We start from the raw sequence: 25946 nt of genomic DNA, 5'->3' as shown, positions 1-25946 counted from the left end.
CTATGAACACCAAAACACAAGCTACGGCGGCGTAAGTCGCAAGGGGTAGTTTTAGGCCGCGCCGCAGACCTAAAAAACGAAAACCCCGCCAAAAATATGACGGGGTTTGTCATCAATCTGAGCGGAGACGCTGATGCGCCTCCGCTCATTCAAATCAGACCGTTAAGTCAGATTAGAAGGTGTACTGTACACGTGCACCGATCTTGGCTTCGTCGAAGTCACTGTCATCTTGGCCTTTGACGTCGAGGTCTGTGCTTGCAAAGCCTGCGTCCAGAGCGATTACCATACCGGATACTGGGTACCAACCGATGGAAGCATCAATTGCCCAACGATCCATGTCAGCATCGACTGCCTTGCCGGCATGATCGTAGTCAGCTTCGAGGCTCATCCAGGAACCGTCGATGGTGGTCGCGATTTCTGGTGTCCAGTAGTGGCTGAACGCCGCTACGAGTGAGTAACCCTTTGCGCCGAGCACGTCGAGCATAGCAGAATCTGCAGAGCTAGCACCTGGGAAGGAAGACTTTACAAGCGCGCCTGGCAGGGAAGCATTCAGGTAGCTTGCAGCGGAATCTGCATAAGCTGCCTGGAATACGAATGCATCGCCTGGTGCAATCATGTCGAGGTTAAAGGTCACAGTACCGCGAACTGCATAACCGGTGCTGCTGTCCTTTTCGTAGGTCTCGCCAGCAAGTGCCTTGCCGTCGCCATCTTTGAAGGATGCTTCGTCAGCAATTGCGTGGGTTGCACCAGCAACAGAGAAGGAACCCCAACCCTGAGAGATGCCGATCTTACCAACGAAGTCGATGGAGTTGTCGCTGCCATTGCGGTAAGAAGAATCTTCAACAGATACGCCAGCTGTAACGCCGTTGCCCAGAGACTTGGTCAGAGCGAACTGCAGGGTAGACTGGTCAGAGAAGTTACGATCGATAACGCCGATATCAACCGCGCCGGTGAAACCGTCGAACATGGAAGCTTCGCGACCGATCAGAACGTCTGCAAAGTTGTTGCTGATCTGAATGAAAGCGTCGTCCACTTTCATTTTGCTGCCACCTTCTTCGTTCCATTCGCTGTACATTTCAGTAACGGTACGAATGAGACCAATTTCCGTGTCGGTCATGGTGTGCAGGTACAGGTAACCACGAGCGACCGCATCGTAGTCTTCGTACTTGGTGTCGTCGTCGTTGTCGTCCAGGTTGTCAGAGACGATCTGAGTACGGATACGACCACCGATCTTCAGGCAGGTGTCCTTACCTGGGATCTTGAAGAAGCCTGCGCCGTATGCGTCGCAAATCTGTACGTAATCAACTGGCTCAGCTACTACTGGCAAATCAGCAGCGGATGCGGAACCTGCAACAGCAAAACCAGCAGTTGCAAGCAAAATTGCTTTAATTTTCATGTGTCCTGACCTCTATGAGTCTCAAATTACTGATAGAGGGCCGGTGAATGCGCTGTGTGGACGAGCGTTTCCCCAAGTGCCCTACTTCAAGCTGTCGCCCCCGACCTGCCCGCCACAACCTTCGCGGCCATAGGGCAGATACATGCAATCAGCTTGTGGCACTCTTAATGCTCCCATCCGCGTCGCTGAGCAACGCGCCTCCACGTTTGAGCGGCACTGAAGCCACACTATCGAAGGGGAGTGTGGCGAAAGAAACACACATTTTTATCGTTTATTCTCAAGGGCTTAAGGAGGAATAATCGATAATCCATAATAAAGTGTGACCCATATCACACAATAAGCTCTCCAAGCAACAATTGTTAAGTGTAGCTACGTATTTTTTGGGGTCTACTGCTCTTTAGAAAGAGAAATCGTGAGGCCCGATCAAAAGAGTTCGAGCCAAGGTATTGTTCCACAGGCACAGAGAAGGGCTGGCGGACAAAAAACAAAAAAAAGGGCGAGTCAGCCGACTCGCCCATCTCAAATCAAATCTGAAAGATCAGATTAGAAGGTGTACTGAATGCGAGTACCGAGGAGGTATTCGTCATCGTAGGTTGCAACGTCATCATCTTCAGATGCCCAACCGAATTCACCAGCGATTACGAGACCAGAAACTGGGTACCAACCAAGAGAGGTGGTCACAGCCGCGCGGGTGTAATCATTAGCGTCTTCTACAGAGAGGTAAGAACCGTCTACAGAAGCAGCCAGCTCAGGCGTGAAGTAGTGAGTGAAACCTGCACCTACAGAGTAAGCGTCGTAACCGAGACGATCCCAAGTGACGTTTTCTGCGTTCACGTAGGAAGAAGCAGCGTCTGCGTAGGTCGCAGCGAATACGATCTTGTCACCTGCAGCCAGCATGTCCAGGTTGATGCCCAGAGTACCAGCAACAGCGTAGCCGTCCTGCTCGTCAGTCGCAGCGATGTCGTCGATCTGGTGGTATGCACCAACAACGCGAGCAAAGCCCCAGCCCTGAGACAGCTTCAGACCACCAACAACGTCATACTCGTTGGCGCCACCAGCACGGTAGGAAGAGTCTTCCAGAGACAGAGAAGCGGTCAGACCGTTGCCCAGAGACTTGTTGTAAGCAACCTGAAGCACGCTTGCATCAGAGAAGTTACGGGTAACGATGCCCAGATCAGTTGCGCCAGTGAAGGTGTCGAACTGAGAGGTCGTGCGACCGATCAGGAAGTCACCGTAGTGAGTTGCGAACTGGATGTAAGCGTCGTCAACCTTGCTGTTGCCGTTTGCATCCTGTTCCCACTCGCTCTGGAATTCGGTCACAGTCTTGATCAGACCGATTTCAGTGTCGGTCATGGATGTCAGGTACAGGTAACCGCGAACGTAGGAGCTGTTGTCTGTGTAATCGACATCAGAGTTCAGGTTGTCTGTCACGAACTGAGCGCGAACACGACCACCGATCTTCAGGCAGGTGTCCTTACCTGGGATCTTGAAGAAGCCTGCGCCGTATGCGTCACAAACCTGTACGTAGTCTACTGGCTCAGCCACGACTGGCAGATCAGCAGCAGATGCGGAACCTGCAACAGCTACACCAGCAGTCGCAAGCAGAAGAGCTTTCAATTTCATAATTCCTGACCTCTATAAGTCCGTTTGCAAATAGAGGGCGCATTTCGCATCGCTATTTAAAAAGAGCGTGTCCCCGAATGGCCCCTGCGAGTCCCCGAAAAAGATCAATGAGTGAGTAACCTTCCCCCACACAATTGATTAGATATTTTCACCTCGCAGACACATTGATGCCTCACACACATTTTGAGGGCAACCACTCACTTCAATATTTATAGGCAGATTTGGCACGCCAGATATGAGTGTTGCAGAGTAACAACATAGTTAATTGATGGATAACTTTTGAAATCAACTCAAGATATTTATAAATACAAATAACAACCATTTCTTCTACTTGAAATTGTCAGACGCAAACAAATTACAACCAAAGAAATACACTCTAGATTTATATTATGGGGAAGTTTGATGGAATCACCTCTGGGTAATTCCATTTATATGCGCATTTCATCGAATTAATTGGAATCATCTTTGGCTGCGCCTGACGAGCAATGATGATCTCCATCTGGTGGAAATACCACCATACGGCGCCTAAACACCGCCGCCTCCGCCCCCAAAACCCGCAGAGCAAGCGTTCACACACTTCGCTCTCAAGGCTCCCCTTCCCTGCATCTCAACAGCGCAACAAAAAAGGCGACCCGAAGGCCGCCTTTTTCTCATCGGATCTGAGGATCTGATTAGAAGGTGTACTGGATGCGAGTACCAACGCGGTAGTCGTGGTCGTTGCCATTCGCATCGAAGGAGTTCTTGTCGTCATCCTGATTGACGTAGCCGACTTCACCCGCGATCACGAGACCGGAGGTTGGGTACCAACCGAGTGCAGCAGTTGTTGCAATGCGCTCGTAATCATCAGCGTCGTCAACCATCAGGTAAGACGCATCGATGGAACCAGCAACTTCAGGTGTGAAATAGTGCGTGAAACCAGCCGCTACAGAAAACGCATCGTAGCCCTTCGCATCCCAAGAATCCTTGGTGCCGTCCAGGTAGTCGCTGTCGATGTTGACATAGTGACCAGCTGCATCTGCGTAGCTAACCGCAAACACGAGCTGATCGCCTTCAGCCAGCATGTTCAGGTTGATGCCAACGGTACCCGCAATAGCGAAACCGTCTTTTTCGTTACCAACGATGCCAGCAGCGCCAACGCCGTTGTTTTCAATGTCGTCGTTTACCTGGTGGTATGCACCAACCAGACGTGCGAAGCCCCAACCCTGAGAAATCTTCAGACCACCAACAACATCGTACTCGTTCTCACCACCTTCACGGTAGGAAGAATCTTCCAGAGAAAGGGAAGCGGTCAGACCGTTGCCGAGAGACTTGGTGTAAGTCATCTGCAGCGTGTCCGTATCGGAAATGTTGCGATCAACAATGCCGATATCGGTGGAACCGGTGAAGGTGTCGAAGTTGGAAACCGCGTAACCGATCAGAAGGTCACCGTACTGGGTGCCGAACTGGATGTAAGCGTCGTCGGTCTTCAGTTCGCCAGTGCCTGCCTCATCCCACTGAGAGTAGATCTCGGTGTAGGTCTTGATCAGACCGATTTCGGTGTCGGTCATGGAAGTCAGACGAACGTAACCACGAACGTAGGAATCGTTGTCTTCGTAGTTTGCGTCATTGTTCAGGTTATCAGAGATAAACTGCGCACGAACACGACCGCCAACGCGGATGCAGGTGTCTTTGCCTGGCAGCTTGAAGAAGCCAGAGCCGTATGCGTCACAAACCTGTACGTAGTCTACTGGCTCAGCCACAACTGGCAGATCCGCAGCAGAAGCGGAGGTAACAACAGCAGCAGAGGCTGTTGCAAGAGCAAGTGCCTTGAAGTTCATATCGACCTTCCAAACTTTCAAATAGGCAGGACAATGCAATGGCCTATGAGGCGCATGTGCTTGTCTTGATTTTCGATGTGCAAGTTGCCCATTAAGTTCCGAGGTCCCCACCTCTTCACCGACGCAACCAAAGGATGCGCTGGTCGACTTGCAAGCCTATGTGTAGTGACGGTCATGGAGAAATGGAAGAACCGGAACTAGCAGTTTTTGCAACTGGATTTTAAGAGTGGCGCGAAAGACACAGGTTGCATGACCACCACGCATGGGCGCTTGGAAGGGTGTTTGACCCACTCAGTTTTATTGAAGTGAATTGAAGTATTGTCTGGGGCACCTGTGAAAACCCGAAGTTTTCGCCAAAGGTACAGCCGCTCCTAAACCGAGGGAGTTTAAATTACACTGATAAAACAGAGAGGCTAATAACCGCAGTGTGCTTTCACTCTCAAAACAAGACAGAGGGTGCGGCGGCTACAAGTTAAAGAAATTTGTTTCATCTATTAACCATTTTGACTTGCCCGCCGAGGGCGTAATACTCCCCCAGCGCAACCCTGTCCAAATCGTAAAGATCCACAAGCTCGAAAGCCTCAGGGTCTGCAGGAGGTCTATGGAGCAGAAAGGCCGCTCCAATGAGAGGCTGGATCGAATGTCGATTAACGAAAAGAGAGCCTAGCGCTCACCAATGGATTGCTGAGGACCGTTGAACTTTTCCTCGGCGGGCGGGTGCTCGGTGGTTTTGCCGATGAGCCGGCTGCGCGCCTGCTCAAGGGCCATGGAGAGCGCAAACAGTGAATTGCGACAGATATCCATCGTTGCGGACGAAAGAGCTTCCTGTTCACCGGAAGCGGCCTGCGTCGTCTGCTCGTGAAGCTTGCTGGCCAGCAAATGGAGCCCTTCAGCCTGCGTCGCTTCGGAAAGCTGCTCCACGCTATCACACAGGGTTTCCACCTCTGCCACGTCGATCCGCGGTGAGTTCAGCAGACTGCGACTGAAGCGAATGCTCTCATCAAAGGAGTTGAGGAGCCGCTCAAACGACCTGAGGGACAATTCATCCTTGGTTTGCACGGGCGTCAGCAACGCAGAATCGTCTGCGCCCCGCGTCGTGGGTCGGCGCAACGGCTGCGGAAGACTGAACGCTGTAACGGGTTGCGGCGGGCCGAGCTTCCGTTCTCGCGCCCTTTCCATCTGGCTGATGAACAGCTTCTGCAGTGCCTCTTCAATGGCCTGTTTCTTGATTGGCTTGGTCAAGACAGTCGTGAAACCTGCTGCATACATGAGCTTGTGGTCATCCTGCCCCGCGTGGGCTGTCAGCCCAACGATAGGTATGGACGACAACAAATCCGGCCGCCCTCTGATGGACCGTGTTGCCGCGATCCCATCAAGGACCGGCATGGAAACATCCATGAAAACGGCATCGAAAGGATCTTCAATTGAGTGCTCCAACGCATCGATGGCCTGCTGGCCGTTTTCGACCTGCTCAACGCGGGCTCCCGAGGCTTCAATCAGCTTGGTCAGCACCATGCGATTTGGTTCGCTGTCCTCAGCGATCAAGAAGTGCTTTCCCTGGATGAGCTGCTCCGCCGTGTGTCGGGGCGACGGGATTGAAGCAGGCTCGGCAGCCGGAGGCGAAACCGGGTCGGCTTCCCCTTCATACAGCGGCACGTCAAGTTCAACCCAAAAAACGCTCCCTTTATCCGGAACCGACTGCAAACCGATGCGCCCACCAAGGCCCTCCACCAGCTCCCGGCAAATGGCAAGGCCCAAGCCGACGCCATCCGTTTTGCGGGCTTGCTCGCTATCGATGGTCGCAAACTGGTGAAAGATGCTCTGCTGCTTCTCACGGGGAATACCAATGCCCGTATCAATGACTGACAGCCGTATGGAACAGTTCTTCGGATCGCTTGGCTGTCGATGGCTTTCTGCGCGAATGGTGACATGCCCCTGCGGGGTGAACTTCAATGCGTTATTCGTGAGATTGATCAAGAGCTGGCGCACCCTGCCCTGATCCGTCAGAACCAACTGCGGCACGTCATCAGACACATCCACATTCAGCTGCAAACCAAGCTCTTGGGCACGGGGCAGCAACAAGTCCTGCACCTGCTCCACCACTTCACCAATGTCGACAGGCTCTGCCTTGAACTCCAGCTTCCCAGCTTCAAGCTTCGATAGGTCCAAAATATCATTGAGAATTTTCAGCAGGGCTTCGGCAGACTCCACACAGGTGTTTACGTAGTCCGCTTGCTTCGCGCTAAGCTTGCCCGCCTGCAACAACTGAAGGAAGCCAATGACAGCGCTAAGCGGTGTCCGGATCTCGTGGCTCATCATGGCCAAAAATGCAGTTTTAGCCTGAGTAGCATTCTCAGCAACCTCTTTCGCTTGCTGGAGCTCCTCGATGGCGCGTATTCGTGCCCGCACATCATGAAGAAAAGCGTAAAAACGCTTTCCAGATGGCACCTGCGCCACGTTCATGGAAAGCTCTACTGCAATTTCATTTCCATCACGGTCAAGAACGGTCGCTTCGCGCCTGTTGCCAGAGGTCATATCACCCTGCAAACGCTTCAGCGCACTAACCACCATGAGGTAGTTCTGCCACTCCTGACGAGGAAACAACAGACGATGTGCCTCCAGCCCGAGAACATCCTCCCGCTTGTGGCCCAGCAACACCTCGGCAGCCTTGTTGAACTCGATGATCTGGTCGTTTTCATCGATGCCGATGATTGCATCAAGCGCCGACGTAAAAATGGACCGCAACTCTGCTTCACGCGCAAGGACAGCTTCCTCATGACGCTTGAGTTCCGTGATGTCGCTTCGGAACCCGACCGTTAGCCCATCTGGCGTTTTCCGCTCGCTGACCCGCACCCACGAGCCGTCATTCAAGCGCTGAATGACCTCGTTTTTTGCATGTTGATGGTCCTTCATGCGCTGTGCGACCCACTGATCCACGCTCATTCCATCCAGCTCATATTGGCCCCGTTCAGCCCCCGTTCGCACAATGTGTTCGAAGGTATTGCCCGCGACGAAAAGGTCTGCGCTTCTGCGGTAAATTTCCTTATAGCGATCATTGCAAATCAAGAGACGATCTTCTTGATCGAAGAGTACAAAGGCATCCGGAAGGTGATTGATCGCCTGATAAAGCCGGTTTTGCGCCTCAGCGGCTTCTTGCTCAGCCTCCACGCGTTCAGTGACGTCGCGCAGCACGCATGAGAAGTGGCGCCCGTCTCGCTGGAAAAAGTCACTGACGATCATTTCGATGTGTTTCAAGCCGCCGTCCGACTGTTCCAGATCAATCTGCTGCGGATGAACGAACAGGTCTTTCTCCTGCTCCTCTGTCAAACGATTGGCAAACAGGTCGCTGAGGTCAACCTTATTAGGGCTGATCCATTGACCAATCTGTGTTCCGGCGATCTCATTCTTGTCAGTTTCAAACAACAGGAGAGCCGCCCGGTTAGCCATGACAATGCGGCCCTCAAGATCCAATGTCAGGATTGCGTCACTGACGCTGCTGAGCACCGAGTTCACTTGGGATGCATGAAGCCGAGCATCCTCCGCTTGCTGGAGCAACATGGCACCTTTCGTGTCACACTCGGTGCTCAAATCGACCAAGGCCATCTGTTCCTGAGTGAGCCTTGCCTTAAACAAAATCAGACAACACACTAATAGAAGGAAATAGGACAAGCCAAAAAGAATGTAGAGCGTCTGCAGCTCTTTATTCCAGATAAACCCCGCCTCCAGACTGTCCTCGATTGTGATTGCCACGGGCTCTTCAAGAGGCAAAATGGCCGCGACCAGGAGTTGGGCATTGCCATCAAATGTTTGGACGTTTTGAACAAAGCGCAGGCTGGTTGTAATCCGCTCTGCCAACTGACGCTGCAGTACTTCAGATGGCATCATGGCTGGCGGGAGAAAACCTGCGCCAACACTGTGGTGAAAAGGGTCTTCCTCATGGTCATGCCCTAACCACGTTTCGATATCCAATGACGAGTGCATGTGAAACTCATTGAATGGCGAGAACAGCAAACCGTTGATCTCGAAGCTGTCACCTGCCCTGAGTTCTTCCCAGCTTAAGGGGAAGGACCTGATCGTTACAGCTCCATCCAGTGCATTGACCGAAAGGCCACCGGGCTCATCCAGCCTGGTCAGAAAAGACTGGAGACGCCCCTCTCCAGAAACAACACGAAGAGCCACGATCAGCTCCGAGCGCAGTGTATCAAGCAACGCTCTGTAGGCCCGTTCATGCGCATAGACCTGGACAAGAGCCACCATTGTTATTTGCAAAAGAACGACAGCTGCAAATACGGCCAAGCCGATACCCAGCAGCAGGCCATTTTTCTTGAAGCGTTTCTTGCTTTCAATATCTGGAGGACAGCAGTCTGTAGCCATATTGGAGCGGCACCTGTGAACCGCGCTCTTTTTCTGGTCTGATTGCGCGTTGACGCAACGTAACAACGATCCCCTTAACAACTCCGATAGAAACTTGGTTGGCGAACTCCTAAGCCCTTCCCTAAAATGCAAAAAGCCCGCAGAAGAGAACTTCCGCGGGCTTAGCTTAAAGGGTTGGTTTGAGACGATTATCCCTCGGCGCCGCCGATAAGCTTGCGACGCAGCCAGCCGGACATGTTGTCCATCAAGATCACCAGTGCGATCACCAGCACAATGATGTAGGCGGTGTTTTCCCAGTCCTGGCGGGTACGCATGGTCTCAAGCAACTTGAGGCCAATACCACCAGCGCCCAAGGCACCAATTACGGTTGCTGAACGCGTGTTGGACTCCAGGAAATACAGCATCTGCGAAACAAAGAGAGGCAGGATCTGCGGGAAGACACCAAACCGATATTTCTGAACTGGCGAAGCACCCGTTGCTTGAATACCCTCCGCCTGACGACGGTCTGCGTTCTCGATGGCTTCAGAAAACAGCTTTCCGAAGGTCCCGGTGTCCGTAAAGATGATCGCAAAAGTACCGGATAGCGGGCCAAGCCCAAAGGCGCGGATGAAGATCAAAGACCAGATGAGTGTATCCACACCACGCAAGAAGTCGAAGATGCGCCGCAACCCAAAGCGAATGGACCCAAACGGATTCACGTTGTTCGCCGCTGCAAAAGCCAAAGGCAGTGCAATGATGCCAGCGACCAAGGTGCCAACCACAGCCATGACAAGGGTCTGGAGCAGAGCGTAGAAAATGTCACCGTGCTGCCAGTCCGGATTGTACCAGAACTCCGAGGCAATGAAGCTCAGGTTCGACATGTTCGGATCAATGCGGTCACCAGAAACGGACAAGGAGATAATCTGTCCGAGGCTCATCCCCTTGAGCGGTGAATGAAACCCGAACCAGAAGTCTTCCCAACCTGCTTCATAGCGGTGGATTTCCAGCTTGCTGCGCGTAATCCAGATGCGGCTGTGCAGGCTCGGACGGGCGTCAATCTGTTTGCCACTGTCCTTGAGCCACTCAGGAGCCTCACTGCCCAGATAGACCGGATATTCGTTATTGCCAACCTTGAAGCGGAATGGCTCGGCGTACTCTGGATGATAATAGGTCACCATGGACGAACCGTCGAAAGAAACGGTACCATCCTCTGCCAGATCAATGGTGCTTTCCGCACCGTTTGACTGGAACCACGCAGGCGGCGTTTCATAGCGCGCCCGGCGCGTGCCTTCCAAAGACAACTCGAAGCCTTCTTCAGGCTTGCGGAAAGTGAACTTGGCATGGTCCTTGTGGGCATAGGAGTCCAGCGCATAAAGCTGCGCCATGTCCATGCGCGCCTTTTGCATGACGCCCATCACGTCAAACGCGAAGAAGCAAATGACCAGATAGCCGAGAATGCCAACGGTGATGGCCGGCCCCAAGATGCGCTTGGACCATGGCTTTTCAATTACGCCCGGGTACTGTTCTTCAAGACGGGCTTGTTCGAAACCAGATACAGTTGTCATTTTTCAAAAGCCCTTAAAGCGTACCTGATGTGCCGATAAGCTTGCGACGCAACCAGCCAGAGAAGTAATCGATGGCGGTAATCGCGCAGACCAGCATGACGATGATCACGAAAATGTCGGCGCCATAGTTCCAGTCCACCACCATTTTCAGCTCAGCACCCAGACCACCAGCGCCTACGAAGCCAAGAATGGCTGAGGCGCGAACGTTGATCTCAAGGCGAAGGAGCGCATAGGAAAGAAAGTTCGGCAGAACCTGTGGCAAGATACCAAGGCGCATCTGCTGCACCCAGTTCGCGCCCACGGACTTCAAGCCCTCCACGGCCTTCATATCCGCGTTTTCATTGGTTTCAGAAAACAGTTTGCCGAGCGCACCAATGGTGTGGAAGGTCACAGCCATGATCGCAGCAATGGGAGATGGGCCGAAGATCAGAACCAGCATCAATGCAATGACCAGCTCAGGGAACGCACGGGTAATGTCGAGTGCACGGCGTACGACAAAAACGACGCCCCTGTTGGTCATCAGATTGCGGCTTGCAAAGAAGCTCAGGATGGAGCTGAAGAAAAAGCCGACCAGTGTTGAGACCAGCGCAATGTTCAGCGTTTCAACCAGAAACGGGAAGTACTTTACAACGAGAGAAAACAGACCCCAGCCGCGCTCATAGGCACCTGCGAGGATGTCATAGGGATAATCCCCGAAACTGCTAATCCCTCCCCAGAAGCTGCCGGAGTTCGCCTCCTCTGCAACGTAAAAACCACCAACGATTGACACGAGACAAACCAGCAAGAGCAGGAATGTATAGGTGGTGCGCTGACGAGCAACCTGCTCGTAGGCCTTTTCAATTTCGGCAAGGTGGGGCGATGCGTTGAACGCATTGACTAGAGCCACCGGAAACCTCCTGAGAACAAAGAAAATGGCCCGAAGGCCAGATACAAAAGGAGCGCCGCGAGAAACGCGGCGCTCCCTCCAAACTGTGATTAGTTAGCCTTCGCAGCTTCGATCTTGCGGCGACGTGCTTCAACAATGGTCTCGTAGAAGGAGTGGTCAACTTCTACGTAGTCAGCGTATTCACCAGCCTGTGCGGAGTAGAAGCACTCTGGGTCGTCCTGAACCATTGCCTTCAAGGAAGCAACGACCTTGTCCTTAACGTCCTGTGGCAGGGAGCTGCGCAGAACCAGCGGGCCATTAGGGATCAGCGGAGAGCGCCATACTTCGTTGAGCTCGGTCATGTCGATCATGCCCTTGTCAACCATCTTGCGCAGGTTGCCGGAAGTGTAACCTTCTTCCCACTCGCCAACGCCGGAAGACCAGGTAACGCCGCCATCAACGTCGCCGTTTACAACAGCCAGAACGTTCTGCTCGTGACCACCAGAGAACGTAGCGGACGCGAAGTACTCATCAGCGTTCAGGCCCATCTGGTCGAAAGCGACGGAAGGAACCAGATAACCGGAAGTGGAGTTAGGATCAGCGTAACCCAGACGCTTGCCCTTCATGTCTTCCAGGGTTTCGATGCCGGAGTCTGCGCGGGAAACCATGATGGAGTGGTAACCAGTTGCGCCATCAACCTGCTGGGTTGTCAGAACTGGCTCAACAGCCTTCGGATCAGCCAGGTAAATAGCTGCGTAACCGGATGCGCCCAGCTCAGCATAGTCCAGGTTGCCGCCCTTCAGGCCTTCGATGGTGCCAGCGTAGTCCGCTGCTGGGAACAGCTTGACTGGAACGCCCAGCAGCTCTTCAAAACGGTCAACCAGACACTGGTTGTTGCGCAGACGGTCTGCTTCGTTCTCACCACCCAGAAGACCGATGCGGAATTCTGTGATTGGCTCAGCGGCGATTGCACCGGTGGAACCAAGAGCGGCGATGCTGACAGCAGCAACTGCAGCAAGTTTAACAGCGAATTTCATTGAACAGCTCTCCAAGTTTACTCGATATGAGTTCAGTAACGCCTCTGCAAAGGCGTGCCCTACCCGCAAGCAGTGATCCTGCGGGCTGGCAATTCTCAGGCGACGGCTGATGTCGGACCGACATTCAGCGCAGTAGAAGTGGTTGCTTCGGAAAAGCTCTCATCAGCGCCGTAGATTTCCCGTGCAACTTCTGTTGTCAGGCCATCAGGCGTGCCGTCAAAGACGATTTCGCCATGCAGCATCCCAATGACGCGATCACAGTATTTCCGAGCGGTATCGAGGGTATGCAGGTTGCAAATAACCGTTAGCTTGTCTTCCGTATTGATGGCCTTGAGCGCATCCATGACGACCTGTGCATTCATCGGGTCGAGGGAGGCGATCGGCTCATCGGCCAGAAGCATTTGCGGGTTCTGCATCAACGCACGGGCAATGGCCACACGCTGCTGCTGACCACCGGACAGGTGCTCGGCGCGTTTCAGGGCCGTTTCCGCAATGCCCAAGCGCTCCAGCTTGAGCAGTGCCTGCATGCGCTCTTCCTTGGTGAACAGCTTCAGACAGCTTGCGATCGTGCCGTGGTCGTTGAGGCGACCCAGCATCACGTTGGTAAGAACATCCAGACGAGGCACCAGGTTGAACTGCTGGAAGATCATGGCGCAATCGCGCTGCCAGCGGCGTTTTTCTTTGCCTTTGAGAGCCAGAACATCGCGACCATCAACGTAGACATGGCCGGATGTGGCCGGTGTCAAGCGGTTGATCATACGCAGAAGCGTAGACTTGCCAGCACCGGAGCGTCCAATAATCCCTATCATCTGAGGCTTATCGACAGTAAAAGACGCACCCTGTACGGCAACGTGGTTCCCGAATTCTTTTCTTACGGCCTCAAACTTGATCACAACAATTTCCTAACCGGTGATTAACTTGAGGCCACGAGAAGCCATAGATTTATTACAGGTTCATGACGAGTTTTTTCTATTTTGCCGTGTAAGATTTGTGTCATCCCATATGCCCCTCACGTACAAGCACTTATCGAGAAAAATTTCATTTCGATGACAGGGAGAATTTCTCATAAACCATGAGCCCAACGGCGTTTTTCTGAATCGAGTAAAATTTTAATGGCCTGAGAGCGCTGTCGTTTTGCCAGATAACCAAATCCCCTTAATTTCCAGTAAGCACCCGTCTTCAAACGCTGTTTTTGCACGCATAGGAAGAGTGGACTAAAGCGGCCTGACCTCGCGTTATCAAGGCCTTTTCAACAACACACGCGCGATTCAGCAGATGAGACTGGAGCCAGACGGCGGTTGGCTCAGAACGCGGCCATTCTGTCCCAAAACAAGACAAACGACCATGACCTCTGGAACGTTAAAGGAAAACGGCTTCAGGTCTGATGGGCAGAAGACTGGGACGCCTTCCTCCGGATTTGGTCATGAACCGCACGGGCCAGCACGCGCTCTGGAACCGGCTTTTGCAAACACTCATGGGGAACGTGGTCCAGTGCCCCTAGTTCCGCACTGGTCAGAAGGATGGCGAGATCTGGATTGAGGCCCTTTGCCTCCTTTGCCAGCGCTTCGCCATCCCATGGCCGCGGCAGCATGGCTTCGCTGTAAAGCAGCTTAAACTCCGGATTTGCCTTGAGCTTTGCCAATGCTTCTTCGCCAGCCGCTGCGGTATCCACGTTGTAGCCAAGCGCTTCAAGCTGAGCTGCCGTCACATCCAGAACGCCCAGATCATTGTCGACCACGAGCACCAGTTCCCCCTGACCGCGTGGTGTGCGGACATCAATGCCGGGCTGGCTCACATGCTCAAGAGAGGCCCCAAACCGCATCAGAACCTTGGTGCCCTTGCCCTGCTCGCTTGTAATGTCAATGGAGCCGCCAGACTGGCTCACGAACCCATGGACCATGCTCAACCCAAGGCCCGTGCCCTTGCCTGCGGGCTTGGTGGTAAAGAACGGGTTGATCACTTTTTGAAGGGCTTCCTCAGAAATGCCGATTCCCGTGTCTGCGACGGTGATCTCAATCGAGTTATCCGGTCCCGTGGCGGTGGAAATGGTGAGCGTGCCCCCCTTCTCCATGGCATCCTTGGCGTTGACGGCAAGGCTCATCAGCGCGTTTTCCAACTGGACAGGATCGACCCTGATCATTGGAAGATCCGCTTCCAGCTCGGTCTCCACCTCAATGTCTGGCCCCAAGGAGTATTGGAACAGCTGCACCAGTCCGGATATGAGTTCATTGATCTCTACATCCTCCGGAGACAGCTTCTGCCGGCGGGAAAACATCACCAAGCGCTCAACTTGCATGGTTGCACGCTCAACGGCCCCCATGGCCTTGTGTGCCCGCTCTTTGAGGCGCGGATCATCACTCAACCCGCGTTCAATGATGTTCAGGTTGCCTGCAATGACCGCAAGGATATTGTTGAACTCATGGGCCAGACCGCTGGTCAACTCGCCAACGGTTTCCATCTTCTGGGCCTGACGCACCCGCTCCTCTGCAGACCTTTGCTCGGTTACATCCAAATGAATGGTGACATGCCCCCCATCGGGAATGGGGGTGCTGCGCATTTCGATAATCCGTCCGCTGGGGGCCCGAAGCTCAAACTGCTTTGGCACCAACATGCGGGAACGCGCAACAGTTGGATAGTCCGTCTCCGGTCCGTGCAGCTCGAAAACCCGTATTCCCTGCCGTGCCAGTGAGGCATGGACCTGACGAATGGGCGTGCCGGCGGAAATCATGTTGCTTTGCAGATTGTAGAGCGAGAGAAAACGCGGGTTCCATGCCACCAGCTCCGCATTGGCATCATAAACGGTGAACCCATCCGTCATGGTGTCGAGCGTAGTGATGAGAAGCTGGCTTTGCTCGGCCAGCTCCTTGTCCAGCCCATGTATGCGCGCGATCGTGTCTTTCATCACCGAAAGAGCGCGCGCAATGTCACCCATCTCATCTTTGCGCTGTAGACCGGGGATGGTGACATCAGGCTCCCCACTGGCAATGCGTGTCATCGCTCTGGTCAGTGCCATGGCGTTCTTTACGATCGGGCGGGCGATCAAGGAATACGCCAAGACAACCAGCAAAAGCACAATGAGCAGGCTGCTGATAAGAAACTGCACCGTGTGCGTGACAAACAGATCCGAAATACGTCCCGATGTTTCCATGATGGACCGCTGATCATTGGCCAGTAGGATATCCACCTCCTGGTCCAAAGCGGTGGCAAGGCCTCGCGTTTGATCGATGGTGGCCTGCAACAGCGCCACGGTGCTGAGCAACTGTGTCTTGATGTCGAAGATACTGCCGTCAGTGGTTTGGCTCTCCAACACACCAAGATGCCTCTGCACCCGGTCTTTCAGCCCCTTGGGCAGGTTACCAACGGAATTCAGAAACTGCTGAAGCGTACGCTGGTAGGACAAACTGCGCTGGCGCACCTCTTCAGCGTTGGTGGCCCGCTCGGCGAGCAGAACCTGCACCATCAGCGAGTTGATAAGGCGCTCGGAAGTCAAAAGCGCGTCTTGACTGGAAATCGCCTTTGTCAGGACCTCGGCGCTCTGCGCGTCGGTTGCAGTCACGATCGCATTGATCGCCAGAACGGAGGGCCCCAGCACTTGAAGGATCCCCTCCTTCTGGTCCATCAATTGGGCGCGCTTGTAAAGCACACTCAGTTCCAGCTCAGTCTGTGTCTCCAGGTTCTGCCGCATGGAAGTCAAGTTGAATGCCAGGTCAGAGGACAGAAGAACCAATTGCTCCTCCGCACCTCGCAAATCCGGCAGCAACTGCCGCAGCAAGACAAGCTGGCTGCGCATGGCAGAAAGGTCCGCGCCGATCAAGTTTTGAATGGTGTCACGGTCATCAGAGCCAGCCGCTGTCATGAGGCTTTCGCCGTGGCGCTGAAGGCGCTCGCCAATAAGTGCCAGTGTCAATGCGCTGGCGGTACGGGGAAACTCTTTCTCGGTAATCTCGCTGACTTCACCCTGAATGTCACCGATGGTCCATAGCGCCGTGCCACTTGCGATCAGCACCGCGAGGCTGGCAATGGCAATGATGAGGGTAAGTCGCGCTTTTATACCGGTGAGGTTCACGGAAAACTCCCCGTCAGCCCCATGGCTGATATGTAGTGACGACGTTGACTGTCACGGCCAAGGCGATCCGTAATCTGATCCCACTGCGCAGCAGCCAAATCCAACGCCTCCTGAACAGTCGCTTCGCTGCGCAACACCCGCTCAATCTGCAGATCAAGTGCCTGCATGTAGGCACGGTATCCCGGAATGCGCAGCTCCAACGCAAGCTGTGGCGCGTCCAGAGACGAACGCAGCACATCCAGATAGTCTTCAGCCGCCTGCTCTCCCATAAGATCGAACCAGACCGTTTCATCCGCGATGTGTTCATGCCGGTATGGGTTTATTCCGGAATCGCCAACGAGCATGTCCTTCATGCTGTTTTCTTGTGAGTTGAAATGGCTGATATAGTCCCAAGCCGCCTCCTTGTTCTGGGAGGTCTCTGGGACGACGGCAACCCAGCCACCGAACGCGAGATACGGCACCTGCCGGGGATAGGCCAGCGTGTCCCACCGTTCCGTTATGGGGTTCCATGCAGATGTTGAACCAGGCAGCTCAAAAAAACCTATGTTCTCAGACCCAACACCGCCCTCTAGCGTGGCCGCCATCACGCCAATGTCTGCCCAATCTACAGCCATTGCCGCCTTGCCCTCAGAAAACCGCTTGCGCACATCCCCGCTCCCGAGCCAAGCCAGATCCGGCGGACCAAGGCGCATCAACTCGGCATACTCCGACACCGCTCGTTGCCATGCGGGCGAGTTGATCGCTGGCTCCATCGTGCGAGGATTGAAAAACAGCGTTCCCGAATAGGACGGATGACTGGCATAGGCCGCAGCGTGGCTGATGACGAACCAAATACGCTGTCCGCCTTGCAAGTAAGCCTCCAGAGCCCCGGCAAGCGTGTTGCCCTGCTGGTCCTTTCTGCCATGAAAGAACCGCGCGATTTCAAGATACTCCGTCCAGGTTTCCGGCGGCGATAGTGGCCGCCCATGTACTCCCTGAAAAGCCAATCGATGTTCTGGATCCTCAAACAGATCGCGCCGATAAATCCCCATGTGCAGGTCGCCATCGATGGTCACGGCAAGCCAACGCCGGTTCCAGCGCATCAGGCCCTCGCGATAGGCAGGGTGAATGCTGCGAACGGCGTTGCTCGCAATAAGGTCCATGGGCACATCTGCAAGAAACGGCGCGAAATCGGGCACCCAAGGCGCGGGAACCAACATGACATCGGCCTCGTTCTCGCCGGTGATGAACCCCATCATGATTTCATTGTAGAGTTCACGAAACGGAATGCCCTCGACCTGAGTCGCCATTCCGGTGTCCCGTTCAAAAACTTCTCCATGCCGAATGGCAGGGCCTTCAAGGTTGGGCCCGTTGCGCGTAACGATCCGCAAGGGCGCATTCTCGGTTTGTGCGACTGCTGGTTCGCCATAGACTGCAATCAAGGCGCAGCACACCACCAAGACGGCACACGGAACCACAAAATGGCGGCGGAAACAATTGAGCATGCCAAAGCCATGAAATTTCCGCGCCAGAGCGCAGCTTGGTAGGCTCAGTATCCACTGCTTTGACAAAGGCACCCTCGCCATTTGCGTGATTTCCCACCTTTTAGCCAAGTCTTCCCTCAACCAGGTCCAAGATTGACCGGCGCGGCAAAATTACCGTTGAGTAAGTCAAAATGATGGTAGCGAACCGATGAATATATTACAAGAATAAGCTTTCCAAGTTACGTTAAGGTAATGCAAATTTAGCAGGCTACAGAGATTAGCGCCCCTCTCTTCTTTGTCCTCAATGTCGAAATACACTGTGATCAGCAATTCAGAGGAAGGACTGGAATCTCCGCCGCACTCCCCTATTTCTCAGTTGGCAACTGCAGGGAAATCGGAATCTCAATGAGAAAAGCGGATCAAGACGCCTACCATTCGGAAATCATCGAGATGGCATGGCAAGATGATGTGCCATTTGACGCCATCAAACGCGCCCATGGCCTCAGCGAAAAAGAGGTGATCGTCCTCATGCGCCGAAGCTTGAAACCAGCAAGTTTTCGAAAATGGCGGGAACGAGTATCCAACCGTCCAAGCAAACATGCGGGTAGAACAGCCATGAGCAGCTCATAGCGATCAAAAAATCTGCCAGTGTCGTCAGACTATGAAAAACTAAGGGGGTCAATGGTGCTGCTCGACCAGTTGGAATGGCACCTTAAACATCCAAACGCGCTAGCGTTGGACTGCTGCGAAAAGACTATCGATGTTTGGGAAATGGCGGACACGGAGGGATTCGAACCCTCGAGACCCTTCCGGGCCTACTCCCTTAGCAGGGGAGCGCCTTCGACCACTCGGCCACGTGTCCTTGACCGCGTAGATACCCACCTAAGCGCTGGACTTCAAGGCTTTTTTGTCCACCAGTGCACTTTTCCCCACGAAGCTTTCTCGCAGTTTCATGTTAGAACATGTAAGGAACAAACGGGAACTTTCGGCATTTCTCAAACAAAACCCAAACAAATATGTTCTTGGTTTGGACCATTTTTCGGTATTGATCAGGAGGTTTTTGCCCTTGCCGGAGGCCGGTGTCCTTGGGTTTGGCTTTGCGTTTGTGCCGGCAATATGCTTCAGACCTCCAGCGGCCCAGTTCAGTAAAATCGCCTTCCTGAAAAGTCTCGCAGGTCAGCGTTTCCCCAGTGCTATCTGCAACAATACCAGCTGTCTTGTTTGCAGTGCCCCAACCACAGCGGCAGCCGTCTCTTTGTCTGTCTCGCAGTTGCTTTGGGAGCGGAGGCCTTGTGCTCGCGGATAACCCCCGAGAACTTTATAGGCCCCTTATGGCCAGAGACATTGTGGTGCAGAAACCTTGCAGCGATACCGTGTAATCCTGCGATCATGTTACCATGAGGAACGCTAAAAGGCAGTTCATCTCGTGAGGACTATTGACAAAAGTCAAAGAGTTAGTTCTTCCCAACTTGCAATTTAAAGTTTATGAAATACAAAACTAATTTAACTCAATCGATAACGATATGGCAACATTTGAATACCTAAGACTTTCTCTCAGCATCCCAGCTATCGGCGATTTGGTGTCTGCGCTTGATCGCAAAGAGCCAGATATTTCTAGACAGGATTATCTAAAAGAGGCGTTTTCAAAACGGCAAGATTTCTTTCATATGGGTACGAAGTACTCATACGTACCCATTTATAAAGATCCCGAAGACAGCAATCTTCTATCAGGACTTGTAGGTAAGCCTGTTGTAGAGACAGTTAATGCTGGCCCTGAAAGCCAGTTTGCACTCACAAAATCAGAGCATTACAAAGCCTCATTTTTATGTATTGATACAGCGTCAGATAAACAAATTGTTGCATTCGAAAAGAGATCAGATGTTGGATCTCCAAAATCTATTCTTTCATCAATGTTGGAACATGTAGTTAGAGATAGAAAAAAAACATCTTGGCATACCGACATCGCTTTTATCTCTGATAGAAATGATTTTTGGGCAGCAGTTCAAGAGTACAAGGGCCAAATAACTGAACTTAAGTTTGAGTTTTACCCACCGAACGGCTTACGTGGAATGGACACCCTGCGCGAGCTTAATAAGGAAATAGTAAAGGAAACTAACGGACAAAGTACGGAGTACACTGTAAAGAATAAAGATGGCGCGCTTATTCCCGAGGGTGATTTCGTCGAAGAGGCAATAGACTATATCGCAGAAGGCCCGGGGTCAGCGAGCCTAAAGGCCGGAAGGAAAAAAGTTTATAACTCAAGCGATTCAAAAAAAAGCAAACAAGTACCGGAATCGCTAATGCCACGGCAATGCGAAACCACTAAGATCTTAGGATTATTTTTACTTTTGTTTGGGGGGAGAAGTGATTAAGTGGATCACTTTAATCGGTGTAGGTGTCATTCTAACGTGCATGTTAGTTAGTAGAGAACATTGGCTGTCTGAGAACACGTTCTTAAATGAATTTGTTAGTCATGAACTCATCGCATTGATGGCTGTTGTACTTACTGTAACGCTAGCTAGCGTAGCGAACCTACATCTCGCGTTAAACAGAATGGTGAGAGAAAGGTTCAACGGAAATCACAACATTCAGAACGCAGCCGACAAGGTGAAGAAAGAGCTCAGGGACAACGCTTGGTACATTTTTTGGGGCTTTTCTATCACCATAGTATTATTATTTGTTAAGGGTTTGAATGAAGATTGTTCAACTACGATTGCAATTGTAAATGCATCGGCTTTGTGGATCTTAGCCCTCTACATTTTGTGTATGTACGACATTTATCAAGTTGTGTTCGGCGTAGTGGAACTTGATAAGATAGGTACCAATGACAATGCTGAAGATTTCAGTAGCGATTCTGCTCAACCCTAATTTGGGTGACGCCTTACGAACTCCTAAGCAAACGACGATAACGTACAAAATCACACGGAGGATGGAGCGCTTGAGGCATTCGGTCGATCGCGCGGTGGCATAACACTATAAAAGCCAAGCAAAACCTGACCATCAGGCACAGTCTTCATGTTCCACCACACTCGTAGCCTATGGAACAAACACCTCTCGCCTGCTGCTATTAAAAAATAGTAGCCATCTCTAAAAAGCACTGAGATATCAAAAAGCTCTGATGATTTTTTACTTATCACGGTGAAAGCAAAAAGTTATCAGCTGAGCCAATCAATATCGCTGCTGTACGCTCCAGATGGCGTCACTTTGGAACGCGTCAGTGCCATAAACCGCATTAATCATAAACCATTTGAACTACTTCGTATTTATCGCGATCGACTATTCTGTTGAGCCCCTCTGAGTATTCAGCTTTTACCCAAGTGCCGGTATCATTCCGATAGGTCCAGAACACTTTGTTGTACTTTCTGTGCTGCACACGGATCTTTTCTAAATTTCTATCCGACTGAAGACGCCCTGTAGCTCCATCATCCTTGATCTCAATTAGGGCAATCGAGTTTGGTGTACTCCTACCTTTCACGCCGACGACGAAATCCGGGAAAAAGTTCTTTCCGCTTGGAAGCAAAAGGCGCGTTGCCCAACGTTCGTTCTCAGGATTACGCAACCACCACAAGACTGTACCTGTGTCATCAGTATCAAGAAGTTCGGCAAGTGCCCTCTCTTCTTTGTTCATTCTCGAAGGAAATACTCCGTATGCTGATTTGGTCGCCGTAACCAGGCCCACAGGGCCTTTATAGAGTTCAGGTATAGGTTCACTGTCCGACAATCGAGAGTTCCGACCTTGTGCATACTTCACCGCTTCTTTTAGCTTTTCTGGCTCAAACATCACAGCAAGATCAATTGCGCGGCGCAGGTCTGTCTCCTCGGCGTCAATGCCATTGTCATCTACAAGCCGGCGAAGCTCATCAACCATTGCCCGTTTTAGAAAGCGCGTATCAATCGAGTCATTGAATTTAAATGCCAACTGGGCCTTCTCAGATATCCGGGCATTCGAAAGATATAAACGCAAATCAACTTCTTCAGAGATATCCTCAGTAAAAAGATCTTTCAGGTTCATCTTAGCTTTCGTTTTTCGCTTTTGAAGCAAATTAATAGCATTAGAACTCCTGAAAAATGCCTTTGCAATATCTTCAACCAAGTCATTCAGACTAGTTGGTTCAGGCGGCAGTTCACGCCACAATGATGTCGGAATGCTGATATCCTTACGGAGTGGGTACCCGTGATATTGCTGTTTTTGTGGGATTTTTTCCGCTTCAACCTGCCGTTCCTGCTGCGGTAAGTTACCAAAAAGCGATGTACTGTTTAGGTCCAGCAAAGTCTCACCAGCTTGAATAGCTCTATTTTGTTCATCTATTGGAAAGTTTGCTACTTTGGGTAACACAACACCGTTTTCAATGAGTCTCGAAAGGCGCGCTTTTCGCTCCCCATCAGTCGCTGGAGTATCAGGACTAAGCTGAGAAGTAATCACTGTGCTGGAACTCATCAATGGTTTGGTTGCGTTCCCAAACTCTACAATGTCCAAACGGTCTGTAACCAACTCTATGCTCTGGCGCACGGCCTTGACTTCTTCAACAGCTGCGTCAAGTCCTGCCTGCATCGCGGGGTCAGTTAGAAAGACGTACCCTCGGTCCAACAATGTGTCCTGGCCGTGGAATGGGCGTATCAGCGGGTGCACCCGCATGATCCTACCCACAATCTGAAGACCAAATTCCTTGCCCCGGTTCGGGCGCACCGAAACCAGCGTCCAGGCACGTGGGGCATCGAATCCGGTAGCAACCGCAACCTTGAAGATGAGCACTTCCTTGTCGGGGTCATATGCCAGCGTGTGAAAATCGGGGTCGGGTTGGCCCGAGGTATGCGTGGCAATGGCCTCCTCAGAAACACCAACCTCAATCAGTTTTTCTCGCACACGATCAACCGGATCATCGCCGCCTGCAGTCTGATCCTCCACCTGTACCAACATAAGGGGAGTGAGAGTGATCCCCCGCTCTCGCAATCTTTCTCTGACACGCTGATGCTGCGTCCAGCCGGCAGTCAGAGTGGCCTGCTCATGATCCACCAAATCGCGATCCGCATCGCTCATGTGGATCACGCCCATCATCAGGCCTTCCTTGTTCAAGCCCGCTTCGACTACATCACTGCGCGGAACGATCACGCGGCTGGCAACTTCGATGCCAGCCTTGTCCTCGAACGCCTCCAACTTATCGTCGTTTGGAGTTGCGGTCGACAAAATCGTGAAATCGGGCTTTAAAGCATTCAGATAGAAATCCGCAGCCGCCTTGGCCGAAGCTCCGAAATTCAAATGCGCCTCATCGATCACCACGCCAACAAAGAAGCCGTCGTCGCGAAGCGTCTCGATCATGTCGTCGAGCGACAGTGCACTTTCCTTGGTGCGGCGCACCTTGCGGGCGTCCTTATTGTTTGCGGCCACCGCACTCCAGGTCTGAACGAACACGTCGCCATCGCGCGTGCCGATCGGCTCGCGATCCTTGGAGATGTCACGCACGCGAAGCGCGCCGCATTGATCGACAATCGCGTCGCGGGTCTGTGTTACCAGCCCGGCATAGGGTGCGAACCAAAACCAAACGACAGGGCGGGATAACGCTCCGCGCAGCCCCTCCAGAACGCGGCCTAGCACCAGCGTCTTACCCGAACCGGTCGGCGATTGAAGCAGCGTCACACCGCTTTTCAGCGCGATCTCCTGCCGATGCTGCGGGCGATCATTGTGGTACTCGGCAACCTTGCGAATCACGCCGGTCAGTGCCTCAACCGCACGGGACTGGTATTCGGCTAGTGCATAGCGCTCACTGCTCATTGCTGGAAACTCCTCACCAGCGTGTCGCGGACAGAACGAACTTCGACCTCGACACCGGCCAGTTCCCGAGCCAGTTGCCCCGGTGCCCAGCTATAGACAAAGACGTTCCGACGCGACCGGTCGTGCAGCCAGTCCAGCAGCGCGGTGTCGTAGCGGTCCACCATGACCAGCGTCACGCCATCACCTTCATGCGCGTTCCACGGTGTTGCGGTGTTGTAGACGGTCAGGGGCAGGCCATGCAGGGTTTCCAGCGCCGCCCAGGCATCCTTGGGCGCGAGATCGTAATCCAGATCCTCAAAGGCAATTTCACGGGTGCGCAGATAGGCAAAGGGGGCGACAAGATCGGCATATTTCGGATCGTCGTTAGTATTCAGCCGCCTGACCCGTTCGGCGGTCACATCTCGGCAGAGGTTCTTATCGGGTTCCTCCTCTGTCGCCTCAGTCGAGGAGACCATAATGAAGTGTCGCCCCCCCCCATCCTCGGCGTTGAGTTCCATGACAGCTTGTGCGGTGGTGGCAGATCCTGCGAAGAAATCGAGCACGATATCGCCGGGTCCGGTGGACTGTCGCACGAGTTCGCGGATCAGGGAGACGGGTTTGGCGTAGTTGAAGGCTTTGGATCCGAAGACCGATTTGATTTCTTTTGCAGCTTCGTCATTCGTACCAGCAATGATCGTGTTGGAACCATCATCAATCTGTTTAGCCTCTGCTCTGGGGCTAACCCAAGACGACAACGGCTGGCGCGGATTGCGCAACTCTCTCTTATATCTCTTGAAGGAAGGGGTTCCGTAGGCGATTTTCTTTCCGACCCAAAACTCAAAGTCTGGAAGATCAGGTCGGATCAGAGGAGCTCGACCGCTGTAAGGAACTTCGCCTGCCTCACATGCAGCTTTCAACTCATCGATCGTGGAAAAGATGCGAGTATTTGGTGATTCAGGGAATTTTATGCGGTTCAATTCCAACCACTCTTCCATTGGCTTAGACTGTACTCGCTGGCCGGGCTTGAGCCGCTTACGAGTTGCGTATCGCCATACACTGTTCGGATTGCAGGGATACCAATTGCCGGTCTTGGGGTCCTGAAGCGGGTAATACAGGTTTGGCCGTTCTCGGTAGTCGAAACCAAGTGTCAAATCGCTCAGGCGATACCAGTCATCGCGCAACTCGTCGAAGTGCTTATACATCGAGTAAGATTTTTCGTTCCCGAGGAATCGAAATTCGTCTTTCGCATACACCAGAACATGTTCGTGGTCCGGGCTCATAAAGGCCCTCTGATCTGCGTTTGACCCTTGCCGTGTTCGCCAGGGCATGACCGCTATCCGCATCCCCGGCATCGCCTGGTCCATCATCAACTCCAGCAGCGCCCGCTGCTCATCATTGATCGAGACCAGCATCACCCCGTCCTCGGCCAGCAGGTCGCGGGCCAGCGTGAACCGGCGATAGAGGAATTCGAGCCATGTAGACTGGCGGAACCGATCCTCGGCATCCATATAGCGGTCGTTATAGACCCAGTCCTTGTTGCCTGTGTTGTAGGGCGGATCGACATAGATGCATTTGACCCGCCCCGCCAGCGTCATCCGCAACCAGCGCAGCGCATCGAAATTGTCGCCCTCGATCACCATGTTCGCCCAGGGCGCAGGCTTGTCCGACAGCTCCGGCACGATCTCGCAGGCGATGAAGTTCTCATCAATGGCCTGATCCGCTGCGATCTCGTCCCGCTCCCAGACCAGCCCAAGTTTCTTGGTCCTATCGCGTTTCTTTAGCAGATCAATCAGTTGCTCGCGTGTAAGACTGTCGTACTTTTCAGACATTTTAAGCCTTTGATAAATTGATGATAACTGAATACAGATTCGTTTGATCAAATGCCAGTACCAGCGTGAACAACGACATTAGCGATCGATGCTCACGCCGCTTGCAACCTAGGCAGCCCATTCATCCTCATACAGCAGTTCTCCCAAAAATCTGGAATAACACCCAAACACTGCCCGAGCCAT

15 protein-coding genes and 1 tRNA gene are annotated in these 25946 nt (G+C 52.8%); 3 read left to right on the top strand and 13 right to left on the bottom strand.

Going from position 1 to position 25946, the window contains the following annotated elements; genetic code table 11:
* Positions 1–172: 172 nt before the first annotated feature.
* From Q3Y58_RS19095 to Q3Y58_RS19050, 10 genes are all read right to left on the bottom strand, one after another.
* Positions 173–1396: a porin gene (locus Q3Y58_RS19095; RefSeq protein WP_319623380.1), complete on the bottom strand. Its 1224-nt coding sequence runs from the start codon at positions 1394–1396 to the stop codon at positions 173–175.
* 543 nt (positions 1397–1939) lie between these two features.
* Positions 1940–3019, bottom strand: coding sequence for a porin (locus Q3Y58_RS19090; RefSeq protein WP_319623379.1), 1080 nt, complete (start codon positions 3017–3019; stop codon positions 1940–1942).
* A 671-nt stretch (positions 3020–3690) separates the two neighbouring features.
* Positions 3691–4836: a porin gene (locus tag Q3Y58_RS19085; RefSeq protein ID WP_319623378.1), complete on the bottom strand. Its 1146-nt coding sequence runs from the start codon at positions 4834–4836 to the stop codon at positions 3691–3693.
* 663 nt (positions 4837–5499) lie between these two features.
* A complete protein-coding gene (locus Q3Y58_RS19080; RefSeq protein ID WP_319623377.1) occupies positions 5500–9210 on the bottom strand; it encodes a PAS domain-containing hybrid sensor histidine kinase/response regulator in 3711 nt (1236 codons plus the stop codon).
* Between the two features lie 188 nt (positions 9211–9398).
* Positions 9399–10754, bottom strand: coding sequence for a phosphonate ABC transporter, permease protein PhnE (gene phnE / locus Q3Y58_RS19075; protein WP_319623376.1), 1356 nt, complete (start codon positions 10752–10754; stop codon positions 9399–9401).
* Positions 10755–10767: 13 nt separating this feature from the next.
* A complete protein-coding gene (gene phnE / locus Q3Y58_RS19070; RefSeq protein WP_274216443.1) occupies positions 10768–11640 on the bottom strand; it encodes a phosphonate ABC transporter, permease protein PhnE in 873 nt (290 codons plus the stop codon).
* Positions 11641–11729: 89 nt separating this feature from the next.
* The gene (gene phnD, locus Q3Y58_RS19065; RefSeq protein ID WP_319623375.1) at positions 11730–12656 is read right to left on the bottom strand and encodes a phosphonate ABC transporter substrate-binding protein; all 927 of its coding nucleotides are present in this window, start codon (positions 12654–12656) and stop codon (positions 11730–11732) included.
* A 95-nt stretch (positions 12657–12751) separates the two neighbouring features.
* Positions 12752–13549: a phosphonate ABC transporter ATP-binding protein gene (gene phnC, locus Q3Y58_RS19060; protein ID WP_274216441.1), complete on the bottom strand. Its 798-nt coding sequence runs from the start codon at positions 13547–13549 to the stop codon at positions 12752–12754.
* A 482-nt stretch (positions 13550–14031) separates the two neighbouring features.
* The gene (locus Q3Y58_RS19055; RefSeq protein ID WP_319623374.1) at positions 14032–16722 is read right to left on the bottom strand and encodes a PAS-domain containing protein; all 2691 of its coding nucleotides are present in this window, start codon (positions 16720–16722) and stop codon (positions 14032–14034) included.
* Positions 16719–18206 carry an extracellular solute-binding protein gene (locus Q3Y58_RS19050; protein WP_319623382.1) on the bottom strand — a complete coding sequence of 496 codons (1488 nt, stop codon included), beginning with the start codon at positions 18204–18206 and terminating at the stop codon, positions 16719–16721. Before Q3Y58_RS19050 ends, Q3Y58_RS19055 begins: the two co-directional genes overlap by 4 nt.
* A 384-nt stretch (positions 18207–18590) precedes the next feature.
* Between Q3Y58_RS19050 and Q3Y58_RS19045 the strand changes: the two genes are divergently transcribed.
* On the top strand, positions 18591–18815 hold the full coding sequence (locus Q3Y58_RS19045) for a TIGR03643 family protein (RefSeq protein ID WP_319623373.1): 225 nt from the start codon (positions 18591–18593) through the stop codon (positions 18813–18815).
* Positions 18816–18957: 142 nt separating this feature from the next.
* Here Q3Y58_RS19045 and Q3Y58_RS19040 read toward each other — a convergent pair.
* Positions 18958–19047 (bottom strand) — tRNA-Ser (locus Q3Y58_RS19040).
* A gap of 661 nt (positions 19048–19708) precedes the next feature.
* Here Q3Y58_RS19040 and Q3Y58_RS19035 point away from each other — a divergent pair.
* Positions 19709–20557, top strand: coding sequence for a hypothetical protein (locus tag Q3Y58_RS19035; protein ID WP_319623372.1), 849 nt, complete (start codon positions 19709–19711; stop codon positions 20555–20557).
* Positions 20550–21053, top strand: a complete 504-nt coding sequence (locus Q3Y58_RS19030; RefSeq protein WP_319623371.1) for a hypothetical protein — start codon at positions 20550–20552, stop codon at positions 21051–21053. Before Q3Y58_RS19035 ends, Q3Y58_RS19030 begins: the two co-directional genes overlap by 8 nt.
* A 364-nt stretch (positions 21054–21417) precedes the next feature.
* Here Q3Y58_RS19030 and Q3Y58_RS19025 read toward each other — a convergent pair whose 3' ends face one another.
* Entirely contained in the window at positions 21418–23955 is a 2538-nt protein-coding gene (locus Q3Y58_RS19025; protein WP_319623370.1) for a DEAD/DEAH box helicase, read from the bottom strand.
* Positions 23952–25763, bottom strand: coding sequence for a site-specific DNA-methyltransferase (locus Q3Y58_RS19020; protein ID WP_319623369.1), 1812 nt, complete (start codon positions 25761–25763; stop codon positions 23952–23954). The genes Q3Y58_RS19025 and Q3Y58_RS19020 overlap by 4 nt, the downstream gene beginning before the upstream one ends.
* Positions 25764–25946: the final 183 nt, after the last annotated feature.

The organism is Nesiotobacter zosterae, from assembly GCF_033843645.1.
GTDB classification, from domain to species: Bacteria; Pseudomonadota; Alphaproteobacteria; order Rhizobiales; family Stappiaceae; genus Pseudovibrio; species Pseudovibrio zosterae.
The sequence above is the reverse complement of the archived record's forward strand: the minus strand, read 5'-3'. Positions and strand labels throughout refer to the sequence as shown.